Annotated in this window: 10 protein-coding genes and 1 tRNA gene; 2 read left to right on the top strand and 9 right to left on the bottom strand. The window is 63.0% G+C overall.

From position 1 onward, the window contains the following. Positions 1-354: 354 nt before the first annotated feature. Positions 355-681: a nucleotidyltransferase domain-containing protein gene (locus HNS03_RS03995; RefSeq protein WP_367193273.1), complete on the top strand. Its 327-nt coding sequence runs from the start codon at positions 355-357 to the stop codon at positions 679-681. Between the two features lie 36 nt (positions 682-717). Here the strand turns inward: HNS03_RS03995 and HNS03_RS03990 are convergent, their stop codons facing one another. The 9 genes from HNS03_RS03990 to HNS03_RS03950 all read right to left on the bottom strand — a co-directional run bounded on the left by HNS03_RS03990 (position 718) and on the right by HNS03_RS03950 (position 12,141). Then, positions 718-1,023, bottom strand: a complete 306-nt coding sequence (locus tag HNS03_RS03990; protein ID WP_367193271.1) for an ETC complex I subunit — start codon at positions 1,021-1,023, stop codon at positions 718-720. 105 nt (positions 1,024-1,128) lie between these two features. Next, positions 1,129-1,205, bottom strand: a tRNA-Pro gene (locus HNS03_RS03985). A gap of 68 nt (positions 1,206-1,273) precedes the next feature. Beyond that, positions 1,274-1,717 carry a DUF192 domain-containing protein gene (locus tag HNS03_RS03980; protein ID WP_367193269.1) on the bottom strand — a complete coding sequence of 148 codons (444 nt, stop codon included), beginning with the start codon at positions 1,715-1,717 and terminating at the stop codon, positions 1,274-1,276. Positions 1,718-1,822: 105 nt separating this feature from the next. Continuing rightward, positions 1,823-4,645: a valine--tRNA ligase gene (locus tag HNS03_RS03975; RefSeq protein WP_367193268.1), complete on the bottom strand. Its 2,823-nt coding sequence runs from the start codon at positions 4,643-4,645 to the stop codon at positions 1,823-1,825. A 254-nt stretch (positions 4,646-4,899) separates the two neighbouring features. Then, entirely contained in the window at positions 4,900-5,901 is a 1,002-nt protein-coding gene (locus tag HNS03_RS03970; protein ID WP_367193266.1) for a DUF2497 domain-containing protein, read from the bottom strand. A 285-nt stretch (positions 5,902-6,186) separates the two neighbouring features. After that, positions 6,187-7,497, bottom strand: a complete 1,311-nt coding sequence (locus HNS03_RS03965; RefSeq protein WP_367193264.1) for a TolC family outer membrane protein — start codon at positions 7,495-7,497, stop codon at positions 6,187-6,189. A 404-nt stretch (positions 7,498-7,901) separates the two neighbouring features. Next, a complete protein-coding gene (locus HNS03_RS03960; RefSeq protein WP_367193263.1) occupies positions 7,902-8,579 on the bottom strand; it encodes a protein-L-isoaspartate O-methyltransferase in 678 nt (225 codons plus the stop codon). 225 nt (positions 8,580-8,804) lie between these two features. Next, complete coding sequence (locus tag HNS03_RS03955; RefSeq protein WP_367193262.1) at positions 8,805-10,511, bottom strand: hypothetical protein; 1,707 nt, start codon at positions 10,509-10,511, stop codon at positions 8,805-8,807. A gap of 13 nt (positions 10,512-10,524) precedes the next feature. Further along, positions 10,525-12,141: a hypothetical protein gene (locus tag HNS03_RS03950; RefSeq protein ID WP_367193260.1), complete on the bottom strand. Its 1,617-nt coding sequence runs from the start codon at positions 12,139-12,141 to the stop codon at positions 10,525-10,527. A gap of 323 nt (positions 12,142-12,464) precedes the next feature. On the opposite strand from HNS03_RS03950, the gene HNS03_RS03945 reads away from it, so the two are divergent. Beyond that, positions 12,465-13,334, top strand: coding sequence for a transglutaminase N-terminal domain-containing protein (locus HNS03_RS03945; RefSeq protein ID WP_367193258.1), 870 nt, complete (start codon positions 12,465-12,467; stop codon positions 13,332-13,334). The last annotated feature ends 11 nt before the right edge of the window (positions 13,335-13,345 follow it).

The raw sequence follows: 13,345 nt of genomic DNA, 5'->3' as shown, positions 1-13,345 counted from the left end.
AGGGCCAAACTCATCCTCGGTCGCGTCACGACAGACACGACCCGCGGAGTGACGGCCGCCTGACCGCGTCGGGAGGCGTCGCCACGCCTTCCGACGCTCAAGCAAACCACAAATCAAACACACAAGCGGAGTTTCAAGCTCTGTCGTGAACCCCATCCTCCGTCCATTCCGGCGAAAGCCGGAATCGAGGACCATATGGTCAGCGCCGGCAAGACTCGCCCTTGACCCCGGCTTTCGGAGGGATGAGCGGAGGAGTAAGAATCGCGGAGCGATCAGACAACAGAATACCGAATTTACTTTCTTGAATGAGTAAAATTGCCTCAAACCTTTGAAAACCCGAATTAAAGAGAAAAAATGAATATTACAGAAACTGATCTGATCGATATTCGCTCATGGGCTGCCAGAAAACCCGAAATTAGATCTGTTCACCTTTATGGGAGCCGAGCTCGAGGAGACAATCGGGAAGATAGCGATATAGACCTTGCAATAAGGCTCTTTCAAAGACCAAATGACAGCAACATGCTAACCACATGGATATGGTGTAAACATCTGTGGGCAGAAAAGCCCGACTTAACACTAAGTCATCCAATTCATATGGAATTGTACGAAGAAGGTGAAAATCTTCAATACGTCGGCCCGGGGGTTGAGCGAGACGGGATATTATTGTTCCATCGTCAATAGCCAACGCATTTTACGGGACCGCTGTGCCCCAAAACGCTAATGGCTCCAGGGAAAGCGGCGATCGGGCCGGAAATTATCGGCATAGGCGATGCGGCGCGGGGTGCGCTCGTTGGGCTCCTCCACCCGAAATTCGATGCCGTGCTTCTCGGCGTAGAGGATCGCGGCTTCCTTGGTCGGGAAGCGCAGATGCACCTGGCTCGTCATGTCGCCCGAGGACGTCCAGCCCATCAGCGGATCGATGGTGCGCGGCTCTTGCGGATCGAACTCCAGCACCCAGCGATGGGTCTTGGCACGGCCGGACTGCATGGCCGTTTTCGCGGGCTTGTAGATGCGAGCGCTCATAAGGTCCTTGTCCCGAAGCAAGACTGGAAAGGGTCTACATACATGTTTTGGCGCGGGACCGCCGCCGCGTCCAGCCCTTTCGCTTCAAGATATCCGAGGGCGAAGTGGTCGGGGCAGCAAGATTCGAACTTGCGACCCCCGGCTCCCAAAGCCGGTGCTCTACCAGGCTGAGCTATACCCCGACGGCCCCCATCCGATACACGCCAGTTGCGGTTCCGGCAACCACGCAGACGGGTTCGGACGGCGTCATTCACTGTCCTGCAGACACGCGCCTGTGCTCGATCCTATCGCCGGGCTCGATGTCGAGCTTGTCGGACGTGCCCGCCAGCACCTCAAGGACGAAGCGCACCGGCGCGCCGGAGGGCACGGCATCGGTGGAGAAAGGCGTGGTGTCTTCGGCGATCGCGACGATGGTGCCGTCCGCTTTCACGAAGATCATATCCAGCGACAGCGGCGTGTTCTTCATCCAGAACGACACTGGCTGCTCGCGGGAGAAATCGAACAGCATGCCGTGATCGGCCGCCATCTCCTTGCGGAACATCAGGCCTTTCGCCCGCTCCATCGGATCGTCGGCGATCTCCACCTGGAACGGATAGCGCCCTTCGTCGGTCACCACCACGAGCTCGTCGGCCATCGCCAGCGCCGGCGCGGCGAGCCCGACGAGAACCACCAGGACACGGATCAGGCGCTGCATATCCAGAAGTCTCCCAACGGCGGTCTTTCGCGAAAGGATGACCGCCACCGTCATCCTACTCAAGCCGAATTCATCGGAAAGCGTGCCACGACCAAAGAAGGCACGTTACAGCCGGCCGAGAGCCTCGGTCACCTTGTTGCGGCGGCCCTCCGCCTCCTCGCGGCGCTCGCGCTGCTCCTCGACCACCTCGTCCGGCGCTTTTTCCACAAAGGACGGGTTGTTGAGTTTGGCGTCGATCTTCTTGATGTCGGCGGCAAGCTTGTCGAGCTCCTTCTGGAGCCGCGCGCGTTCCGCATCGAGATCCACCACGCCGGCAAGCGGCAGGCAGACGGTGACGTCGCCGAGGATGACCTGGGCCGACTTGTCCGGCGCGTTGTCCGCCTCCTCGATCGTCTCCACCCGGGCGAGCCGCTTGATCGCCGCCTCGTGGGTGGCGACATAGCCGCGCTCCGTCTCGCTGGCGCCGACCAGCACCACCGGGATCTGGGCGCCCGCCGGCACGTTGGTCTCCGAGCGGACCGAGCGGATCTGGCTGATGAGATCGACCAGCCAGTTGATCTCGCGCGCGGCCGGATTGTCGGAAACCGCCAGCTCCGGCCAGGGCGTCAGCGCTAGGACCGACTCGCGGGAAAGCCCGGCTTCCTCGGCCGTACGCGCCCACAGCTCTTCCGTGAGGAACGGCATGAACGGATGCAAAAGCTTCACGATCTGGTCGATCACCCAGGCGGTGACGGCCTGAAGCTCGGCCTTGGCGGGCCCGTCCTCGCCCTGCAGCACCGGCTTGGCGAGCTCCAGGTACCAGTCGCAGAAGGTGTGCCAGGTGAAGGAGTAAACCGCGCCGGCGGCATCGTTGAAGCGGTAGCTCTCGATCCCTTCCGTCACGGCGGCGGCGGTGCGGCCCGTCTCCACCACGATCCACTGGGCGAGCGTGCCGGTGACGTTGGCGGGATCGAAAGCCGTACTCTGCTTGCAGCCGTTCATTTCCGCGAAGCGGGCGGCGTTCCAGAGCTTGGTCGCGAAGTTGCGATAGCCCTGAACGCGGGCTGGCGCGAGTTTGATGTCGCGGCCCTGGGCGGCCATGGCGGCCAGCGTGAAGCGCAGCGCATCTGCGCCGAACTGGTCGATCAGGTCGATCGGATCGATCACGTTGCCCTTGGACTTCGACATCTTCGCCCCCTTCTCGTCGCGGACGAGGGCATGGATGTAGACCGTGTGGAACGGCGCCTGATCGGTGAAATGGAGGCCCATCATCATCATCCGGGCAACCCAGAAGAAGATGATGTCGAAGCCGGTGACGAGCACGCTGGTCGGATAGTAGCGGGCGAGCTCCGGCGTCTTGTCCGGCCAGCCGAGCGTGGAGAACGGCCACAGCGCGGACGAGAACCAGGTGTCGAGCACGTCCTCGTCGCGGTAGAGCGCAACGGTGTTGCCGGCGCCGCCTTCCCAGGTCGCGACCGCCTCCGTTTTCGAGACGACATTGGCTGGTTTGCCGAACTGCGTTTCCGCCGCTTTGACCGCATCCGCTTCGCTCTTGACGACAAAAACGGCACCATCCGGCCCGTACCAGGCCGGGATCTGATGGCCCCACCAGAGTTGGCGGGAGACGCACCAGGGCTGGATGTTCTCCATCCACTCGAAATAGACCCGCTCCCAGTTGCCCGGGACAAAGGCCGTATCGCCGCGCTTGACCGCTTCGATCGCCGGCTTCGCCAGCGTCTTGGCATCGACATACCATTGATCGGTCAGGAACGGTTCGATCACCACGCCGGAGCGGTCGCCATGGGGCACCATGTGGACATGGTTCTCGATCTCGGCGAGCAGCCCGCGCGCCTCCATCAGCGCGACGATCGCCTCGCGCGCCTTGAACCGGTCGATGCCGTTGAGCGCCATCACGTCGGCAAAATTCTCGTCGTCGCCGACGCCGGCGAGGAAGGCGTCGTTGCCCTCCAGGAACAGCCGCGCTTCCTCGTCGAGAATGTTGATCATTGCGAGATCGTGGCGACGGCCGACCTCGAAATCGTTGAAGTCGTGCGCCGGCGTAATCTTGACCGCGCCGGAACCGGTGTCGGGATCGGCGTAGTCGTCGCCGACGATCTCGATGCGACGGCCGACCAGCGGCAGCACGACGTGCTTGCCGATCAGATCCTTGTAGCGCGGATCCTCGGGGTGAACCGCGACCGCGGTGTCACCCAGCATGGTTTCCGGCCGAGTGGTGGCGACGACGATATAGTCGCGGGTCTCGAACTCGGTCGGCTCGCCGGTCTCCTCGTCGAAGGCGATCGGCGCTTGGTAGGTCGCGCCGCCCTCCAGCGGATAGCGGAAATGCCAGAGCTTGCCCTTGACCTCGACCTGTTGGACCTCGAGGTCGGAGATCGCGGTCAGGAAGCGCGGATCCCAGTTCACCAGCCGCTTGTCGCGATAGATCAGGCCTTCCCGGTGGAGCGCGACGAACACCTCCAAGACGGCGGCCGACAACCCCTCGTCCATGGTGAAGCGCTCGCGGCTCCAATCGCAGGAAGCGCCAAGCCGGTAAAGCTGGTTTTGGATGGTGCCGCCGGATTCCGCCTTCCAGGTCCACACCCGTTCCACGAAGGCGTCCCGGCCCATGGCGCGGCGATCGGGCTCCTGACGCTCGGCAAGCTGGCGCTCCACCACCATTTGGGTGGCGATGCCGGCATGGTCGGTGCCCGGCTGCCACAGCACATCGCGCCCGCGCATGCGCTGAAACCGCACCAGCACGTCCTGGAGCGTGTTGTTGAGCGCGTGGCCCATGTGCAGCGAGCCGGTGACGTTCGGCGGCGGGATCACGATGGTGAACGGCTCCGCGCCTTCGCGCGCGCCTGCGCCCGCACGGAACGCTCCGGCTTCATCCCAAAGAGTGGCAATGCGCGGCTCGACGGCCGCGGCGTCATAGGTCTTGTCGAGCATCAAATGTCCGGAAGTTGGCGTTTGGCCGGCCGTGGAAGTTCTTCAAGCCCAAACGGGCCGATGCCGTCAACACCGGCCTCGCCGAACGGGCGCAAACGCCGCCGTCGCATAGGAGGCACACTGCCCAAACTCATCGGTGATTTCGGGACAGAACCGTGGCGTGGTTGCGCCATTCGAGAAGCCGGAAAACGCGCCCCAACCGATAGTTTTGACGCGTTTCACGACGGCAAACCGGTATCCACTAAGGATTTGCTCTAGCGGCTCTTACGTGCCACCCGCTCGATCTCTTCCCGCACCATCCGCTCCACCAGCGACGGCAGATTCTCGTCGAGCCAGGTGCGCAGCATCGGCCGCAGGCAATCGGCCACCAGATCTTCCAAGGTTGTCTTGCCGGACGCCGGAGGATCGCTCTCCGCCGGGCTTTCCTGCTCCACCGAGCGAGCCAGCGAATCAAACGCGGACCCGACCGAACGCGACGAATTGGACGACAAGAGCCGGCGGATGTCTTCCCCTTCCGCCTTCAGGCCGCGCAAATCGCTGCGCGGTTCGGGGGCTGCCGGCTCTTCCTCGCGAACACGCTGGCGAAAGGACCGATAAACCGGCTCGGGCTCCGCCTCGTCGGCCCAAATGGTCCGGCGTCGGGGCGTTTCAGCCTGTGCGGGCCGCTCCTCGGCGGCCGCCTCCTGCCAACCCGCTTGCTCCTCGACGATATCCTGACCGTCATCGTACGGGCCGTCGTCATAGGGTTCGGCGGCGTCGTTGGGCTGCCGCCCCCATCCGAAATCGATGTCGGCCGGCGCATCGACCGACTCCGGCCAGTCGTCCGTGGGGAATACTGCCGGCCCCGTATCGGCCGCATCGTCCTCGTCGTCGCTGGCGAGCGCCGCCGAAAAGGCATCCATCGCCTCGTCGTCCCAGGATGAACGCTCGGCGCTTTCCGGAAAGGCTTCCAGAATGCTCTGTTCGATCAGTTTGGGCAGAAGCTCCGGATCGAGACCAGCAAGATCGTCGCTCGCGGACGCCGGCTCGCGCTTGGCCTCGGGCCGGCTGACGACCGGTGCGGGGCGCGCGGTCGCGGGTCGGGCGGTCGACGCAGGCCAATTGTCCTGCGTTCGGCCGTATCCCCCTCCGGCGGCAGCGGCCGCCTTTTCGACAAACGGCTGTTCCGCAGGTTCCTCGTCGGCGGACATAATCCGTCTGATCGACGCCAGAAGCTCGTCCATGGACGGATCGTCTTTCGGCTGGGCGCTCGACATGGGCGGACTCCGCACCCCTCTTCCCGCACTTCCCGTAACCCGCAGGCCGCGAATCACGATTCTTTCACCATGATAGCAGGAGAGGACAATGAAATGACCGGAGAGACACGGTCCGGATTTCACTGAAAAATCAGACCGGCCCAAACTGGATGATTTGACGCATTTCCGGAGGGCGTGAAACGAGCCGGACGGCAAACGCCACGACCGCGCGAGACCTTGCTCACGCGGCCCCGCCGCTTCCTATCAAGGATGGCTTCGGCGAAATCCGGTTCGCTCAGGACCCGGTCAGCGCCCGTCCGGAGTCCGTAGGCCGAACCACTTGTCCTTGACGGCTTCGTAGTGCTGCTTCGGCTGATAACGCGCAACGCGCAGGCTCAGCGTGTCGACCCCAAGCCGGCCAACCGAGGAGAGCAACGCATAGGCGGCGACGGCCTTGTTGCGCTCCGCTTCGACCAGCGTCACCTGAGCGGTGACGAGATCGCGCTGGGAGTCGAGGACGTCCAGGGTGGTGCGTTGACCGACCTTCTGCTCCTCGATCACGCCCTGCAAGGCGAGCTGCTGGGCGAACACGCCGGTCCGGGCTGCCTGGATCGAGGCGGCTGCCGCCTTGTACTGAGACCAAGCCGAGACCACGGCCTGGCGAACCTGGTCGCGCAGCAGATCGACCTGAATGCGGGAATAGCCAAGGTCTTCCTTGGCCTGGCGCACCTGCGCCGAAACGCGCCCACCCTGATAGATCGGGATATCGACGTTCAGCGTGACCTGCGCCTGGTCGGCATAGTCGGACGTGCCGGTATCGTAGGTTCGCCCCACCTGTCCGTTCAAGGACACACCGGGAAGAAACTGGCCTTCCAGCGTCTTCACATTGTAGAGGGCGACGTCGACATTGTGGATCGACGACTGAATGGCCGGATGATTGTCCTGGGCCACCGACAGCGCACTGTCGACCGAGGGCGGCAACTTCGACGTCAAGTTAACGTTGTCGACCAGGTTGCGCGCCTCGAGGCCCGTCACCTGGCGATAGGTGGCCTTGCTGGCGGCGAGATTGGCTTCCGCGAAATTCAGCTCCGAGACCGCTTCAGCGTAGCGGGCTTCCGACTGGCTGACATCGGTGCGGGTACCCTCGCCCACATCCAGACGATCCTTCGAGGCCTTCACCTGCTCCTGCAGGAAGTCCACGTCGCTCCTGCGCAGCTTCACGATCGCCGCGTTCTGGATCACGTCCTCAAAAGCGGTCGCGGCATCCAGCAGAATCGACTGCTCGGAGTTGCGCAAAAGCTCGCGCTGCGCTCGAACCGCGGCCTTGGCCTGTAGAACGGAGTTCTTGGTCTGGAAGCCCTGGAAGATCGGCTGCGTGAAGCTCAGCCCCATCGTCAGCGGATTGTCCGCATTGTCCATGGTGACCTTGCTGCCCAAGGACGACACATAGAAGCCGTGCGTCTTGTTGTACTGCGAGGCCGCCGACAGGCTGGCGAAGAGCTGCGGTCTCAGACCCGACTTCGCGATCGCGACATTTTCGTCGATCGAGCGGAGCTGAGCACGCGCCTGATTGAGTTGTGGATTGTTGGAATAGGCTGCGGCGAGCGAGTCGGTCATCGTCTGTGCGTTCGCGGGCAATGCCGCAGCACAGACAAGCCCGGCGATTGCCGCCGAGACCAGCCAGCTACCGTTCCGAAGCGATCCTTTACGCAAAACACCCCCCTTTTCGGCGTCGGAGCAGGTCGCGCCTGAAGTGGAATTAACGGACCATTAAGAAACGTGTAGCCTCGATTTTTCCGAACGAAAATCCGCAAGACGCTTGCGCCGTTGGATCACTCGCCCATTGCGGCAATTCGGCAACAGGGGGACGGCAATCCGTGCCCGCCTCTGCCGGCCGAGGAAACCGACGGCGCGGAAACGAAAAAGCGGACGCCGGATTTCGCCGAACGCCCGCCCAACTCAGATATGCGACTGTCTTTTCAGCTCACTTCGCGCATCAAGATCCGACGCGAAGTAGTTGATCAGAAAACAAATTCAGGCTTGCGCTCAAAGCCCGGCAAAATCGGCGCCGCCGCGTTGAAGGACGGCCAACGGCCGACCGTATCGCCGCTGCGACGATAGACCGTGGCCATCGCCGACAGGCCCCGTCCCACGATGGCGACCAGACGGCCACCGTCTTTGAGCTGGCTGGTTAGAGTATCTAGCGAGGTCTCCACCGCGCCGTCGACGACGATCACATCGTACGGGCTCTCATTCGGCCAGCCGGCCTCCAGCGGCCCTGTCACGATCGCCGCGTTCTCGATACCGAGCTCCGCGAGCCGCTCGCTTGCCTGGGCGCTGAGCGCCTCGTCGCATTCCAGACCCACGACGGAATCGGCAAGCTGCCCGATCACGGCGCACGGATAGCCAGTCCCCGCGCCGACCACGAGGACGAGGTCGGTCGGCTCGATCTCGGCGCTCTGGAGCATCTTGCCGAACACCGCCGGCCGGTTCAGGTAGCGCGGCTGCACGCCCAGCCCCGGTTCGGTCAACGGCAGCGGCTCGTCCAGATAGGCAAGCGGACGCTGCGCCGTCGGCAGAAAGACCTCGCGCGGCACCTCACCCATCGCCTTTTGAAGGCGGTAGTCGGTGACGTCGTAGGTCCGCAACTGGTTCTCGACCATGCGGCTGCGGAGGGTGGCGTAGTCGACCATGATCATCGTCCCGCGCTCAATGGGCTCGTTATCTCTGGCTTAGCGATGCCTTCGGGCGGAGGCAAGCGTTCCGCGCCAAAGCTTTCCCCAACTGCGACCCGAACGCGCCATTCTGCTGCGCAGGTCCACTGGAGCCGTTCCGCTTTTTTCGTGAAACCGTGGAACGGTTCAGCGCTTGTTTTGGTGCATTTCGAGACGACGAAACCGGTCTCCACTTCGCATGGAAACGCGCTATTTCGCCATACCTTCTCTCCAGCGCCGTTCCTTCAGATCGAGACCGCACAGCCCGTCGAGGATGTCGTGGCGCTCGGCGTAAGCGCGCACCCGATCGAGATAGTCCGGCTCGAACGGACCGACCACATCCCAGCCCGGCGGCGTGAAGGTCGCCATGCCGTTGATGGTCGGCAGCCGATAGTAGGACGCCAACAGCATCGCGTCGACACCGTGGACGTAGAGCCGATCCTGTCCGTCATTGCCCGTTTTCGGAAACCGCGGATTGAAGACGTAGAATACTTCGCAGCTCTCGGGCGGTTGACCGACGGAGTCGAGAAAGGCTTGCTCTTGCCTGCGATCGAGCCGAAGCGCGCTGTCGTCGTGGACTTGTTCCGCCAAAATGAACGCCACCAGGACAGCAACCAAAGCCATTGCCCAGCGCCCCCGATCAGCCAGGAGATCGAGCGCATACGCCACCACGAGCGCCACCACGGGGCCGATGAAAAGCAGAAAGCGGGCCGGCACCCGAATGGCCGAAGCACCCGGAAGGAGCACGAACAGGGGCTGGAACGGCGCGAACCTGGCGATGTGGACGGCAAACAGCGCCAACACCAACGCCCCGATCCCCATGGAGTAGGCAAAGAGGGCCGCATCGACGTCGCCCTCGCGGTGGCCCCGTGCCTTCAGACGCAGCCGACACAAACGGCCGATCCAGATCATCGATGCGAGAAAGGCCACCACCAACACCGGCGATAGGCCGTAGGCATCGCGAGTGTACGGCGGTTTCAAGCGATCGCGAAGCGGTTCCATCAGACCGCCCCAGACCCAATTGCCAACACCCACGTTGACGAGTTCGGCGATGCTAACAGTTCCCGCCTTCATTGCGGAAACGCCGTGACCGCCGTAGCCGGATTGACTGTAAAGCCCGAAAATCGCCACAGCCGAACCCGCCAGCCCCAGAGCGAGGACAATCAACGCGAGGGAGGGATGCCGGACAGCCAGCCAGACTCGCAATCTGAGTGCGGGATCGGCAATTGCGGCCGTTAGCAACGCCACGAGGGAGAGAAGAACGAACGCATAGAGCGAATAGAACGACGTCATCGCCCAAACGAAAAAGAAGGCAACAGTCGCCACCGCGCGCACGACCGTGCCGATAGAGCGCGCCCGCCGTCCGCCACTATCCGTCAACGCCAGGAACAACGGCCAGACCAGCAGGAGCCCAACTGGGAAAAAGGCGGCGTAGAGGAGCTGAGCGTGGATCGACCGCATCGCCAGCGAGTTCGCGACCAGTGCCAACAGGGCTGCGAAAAGGCCGAGTACGACGGAGATGCCGAGCATGCGCCGCGCGACCACATAGGTCGCCACGAAGCCGATGGCGGCGACGACGGCGTTCACGATCTCGTAGCTGACGAACGGGTCGAAGCCGAGGGTTCGGGGGACGGCGTAAAGAACGCCTCCGAAAAGCAGCCCGTCACCGTAGCTCAGCGTATAGGGATAGGGAAAGAAGTAGGGCGGACTGAGCGGCGTGCCGCCGCCTGTCAGCACGGCATACCAATGCTCCAAGACGGCAATGAAAATCCGCGCGTCGTAAATATCGCCGCTGACCCGCGGCAACCCTTCGCGAAGGGCGGAGCCGTATAGCGCGCCGAGGCCCACCACGAGCGTGAGCACGACGACCACGATTTCCATGGTCCGGTGGCCGACGAGCGAATGTCGCACTTTCATGTCCGTTCGACAGCTACCGCCAGTGGCTCGCAAAGGGCAGATCCAAACCGAAATTCACGTCATAGGGGCGAACGGAAGTCCCGTCCAAGTCCGCAGTTGGGGTAAGCGACTCGCCAAAGTCCACCGAAATTTCGAAGGCCGATGTCGGACGAATGAACACCAGCCGAATTCCATCGCCACCGCGCGGCAGCATGCGGTATTCGCCGTAGTTCTGGAGCGGGTCGCCGCCATCCAGGCGAATCGTCGCGTGGTTGTCGAAATAAACCTGGCCCCAGTCGCCGGGTTTGCCATCGATATCGATATATTCGATCGGCCTGCCCTGCGGATTGTGAAGCACCAGGCGCGCCTGATCGCCTTCCTCTACCGTAACCGTCGACCGGGGCACCGGTTCGACGTTGACGCTGAACAAGAGCAGCGTCAGCAGCACTCCGGTCGCGAGGCCCGTTCGCGCCCGCCCTCGGTCATCACGAATGCCGGCGGCGGATTGGTAGACAAAAGAGACAGCAAACACCGCCATCCACGGCAACATCCACTTGAAATAATGGATGTTCCAGTAGCGAAAGGTGCCGGTTGGAAGCGCATCCGAAAACGAAAAATAAAGCGCCATCTGCAGCAGCGCCGCAACTGCCGCGATCCGGAACACGAGCGGTCGCGCAAATAGTGCCGCGGCCGGAACGAACCCGATACAGAGCGCGTTGAGCGGAAGCTCCGTCAGCCAGTCGGCCCCGCGTTCCAGATAGATCGGGTGGGAGGCGACAACGAGCGAGAACACCTTCTCCGGCAGGTCGGCAAAGTAGAAGCCCTTGTCGACATGGCCCTCGAAATAGCCGCCGAGGAGATCGCCGAACACGATCAGATTGAAGCCGAACATCAAGACCGCGCCGGGAATGAGCCCCACGACGCCCGCCACCGCCGACCAGATCGCACGACGACGAACGAACGCCGGCCCGTTCACCATGTCGATGACCACGAGCCCCCCGTAGCCCAGCGCGATCGGCGCCATCAGAAGGATGTCGCCCGGACGCAGCGGAAGCTGGAGGCCGCACAAAAGACCGAACACAAATGCGTTTGACGTCGCAGCCGCAATGCCCCATCGCCCATCGCCACGCGCGCGGTCGAACCGATCGAACAGATACAATCCGGCAGCAACCAGGAGCGCCGACAAGGTACTGGTCCACGGGATGACCCATTGCAGCCGGACCATGTGGAACGCGACCATGAATGTCGCGCCGACAACCAGGGCCGCCCAGAAGCCGACATAGCGACGGGTCGTGAACACGAAGAGAAGAAAGAAGCCGAACGTCGCCGCCAGATCGACGAAATAGAACGGGTGTGCCGGAGACAAGCCGACGAAAGCCGCCCCCACGAGCGGATAGAGCGGCGGATAGTAGTGTTCCGACGGCGCGAAATTGAGGTCCAGGAAAGCCTTCGCCGCGCGCAGATAGTTGCCCTGATCGAACCATCCCCACCAGCCGAGCGGCCAACGCGGATCGTTGCCCGGCACCGGCTTGAAGGAGATGTAGCTCGCCTGGAGCAGCACGAACATGATCAGGATCGCGACCAGCAATCCGATCCACTCGGCGGTGGTCAGGCGAAACGATTGGCCGGGTGCACCCGTGCGCATCGCCATCGGAGATCTCATCGCCGACCGATGGCAGGCGCGCGGGGTATGATTCGGGCCTGAGGCCCCGGCACGGCATTTCGGATCGACCGCAAACGGCCGAAAGTCAGAAAATTCGTCGGCACCATCGGCAACACCCCGGATCGTCCTGAAGGAAGCCCCCAGCCCGGTATTGCCTCATTATTTTTATTTGACCAGTTCTATTTCATGTCCTGCCGATCTCCGTGGTGCGACCCCGCTTTTTCATGGGATCCGTTTGACCGGCCGGCCACGAGAATGCTGGAAATCCGTCCGACCTTTTCCTGTCCATCTTTCCGCGGGATCCCATGTCGATGAAGACCCTCCGCATCCGCCACTTCACCCGCTACCGCTACGATCGGCCCGTGACGTTCGGCCGGCATCGATTGATGCTGAGACCGCGCGACGGTCACGACATGCGCCTGTTGGAATCGCGGCTGGTGGTGGAACCGACCGCCGATATCCGCTGGGCGTTCGACACCTTCGGCAACTCCATCGCGCTGCTGACCTTTCAGGAACCGGCCGACACACTGTCGATCGAAAGCGAACTCAAGATCGAGCGCTACGGGCTGGAGGAAGCCGTCCGCGAGTTCGAGCCCCACGCCGGCAGCTATCCGTTCAGCTACGACGAGGACGATCAGATCGATCTGGCGCCGATGCTGCGCATTCAGTGCCCGGACGACGAGACAACCGTTCGCACGTGGTTGGACGAAGCCCTTCCCGAACGGCCGGACGTTTCGCTCCACGTTCTCGATGCGCTGTCCAGCGCCATCCACGACAGCTTCGAATATCGCCGTCGCGACGAGGAAGGGGTGCAGTCTCCCGGCGAGACGATTCGCACGGCGAGCGGCACCTGTCGCGATTTCGCCTTCCTGTTCATGGAAGCCGCCCGCCAGCTCGGCTTCGCGAGCCGCTTCGTCACCGGCTATCTCTACGATCCGGCCGCCGACGGCGGGGATGGTCTTACCGGGGGCGGCGCCACCCACGCCTGGGCGGACGTGTTCGTTCCTGGCGTCGGCTGGATGGAATTCGACCCGACCAACGAGATCGTCGCCGGCCACGAGCTGATCCGGGTCGCGACGACCCGGACCCCGGCCCAGGCCCAACCGGTCAACGGCACCTTCTCCGGCGAGGGAACGCCACTCGGGATGGAGGTCGAAGTCACCGTGTCCGCCGAGAACTAAGGTCTGCCGAG

Origin of the sequence: Amorphus sp. 3PC139-8 (assembly GCF_040750475.1) — a bacterium.
In the GTDB taxonomy this organism is placed as follows: Bacteria; Pseudomonadota; Alphaproteobacteria; order Rhizobiales; family Amorphaceae; genus Amorphus.
This window is presented reverse-complemented; position numbering and strand designations above follow the sequence as displayed.

What these genes read in the sequence shown, in the direction of transcription:
- HNS03_RS03990 (WP_367193271.1), bottom strand. Translation starts at nt 1,023, where the DNA reads ATGAGCGCTCGCATCTACAAGCCCGCGAAAACGGCCATGCAGTCCGGC.
- HNS03_RS03950 (WP_367193260.1), bottom strand. Translation starts at nt 12,141, where the DNA reads ATGGCGATGCGCACGGGTGCACCCGGCCAATCGTTTCGCCTGACCACC.
- HNS03_RS03975 (WP_367193268.1), bottom strand. Translation starts at nt 4,645, where the DNA reads ATGCTCGACAAGACCTATGACGCCGCGGCCGTCGAGCCGCGCATTGCC.
- HNS03_RS03945 (WP_367193258.1), top strand. Translation starts at nt 12,465, where the DNA reads ATGAAGACCCTCCGCATCCGCCACTTCACCCGCTACCGCTACGATCGG.
- HNS03_RS03965 (WP_367193264.1), bottom strand. Translation starts at nt 7,497, where the DNA reads ATGACCGACTCGCTCGCCGCAGCCTATTCCAACAATCCACAACTCAAT.
- HNS03_RS03960 (WP_367193263.1), bottom strand. Translation starts at nt 8,579, where the DNA reads ATGATCATGGTCGACTACGCCACCCTCCGCAGCCGCATGGTCGAGAAC.
- HNS03_RS03995 (WP_367193273.1), top strand. Translation starts at nt 355, where the DNA reads ATGAATATTACAGAAACTGATCTGATCGATATTCGCTCATGGGCTGCC.
- HNS03_RS03980 (WP_367193269.1), bottom strand. Translation starts at nt 1,717, where the DNA reads ATGCAGCGCCTGATCCGTGTCCTGGTGGTTCTCGTCGGGCTCGCCGCG.
- HNS03_RS03970 (WP_367193266.1), bottom strand. Translation starts at nt 5,901, where the DNA reads ATGTCGAGCGCCCAGCCGAAAGACGATCCGTCCATGGACGAGCTTCTG.
- HNS03_RS03955 (WP_367193262.1), bottom strand. Translation starts at nt 10,511, where the DNA reads ATGAAAGTGCGACATTCGCTCGTCGGCCACCGGACCATGGAAATCGTG.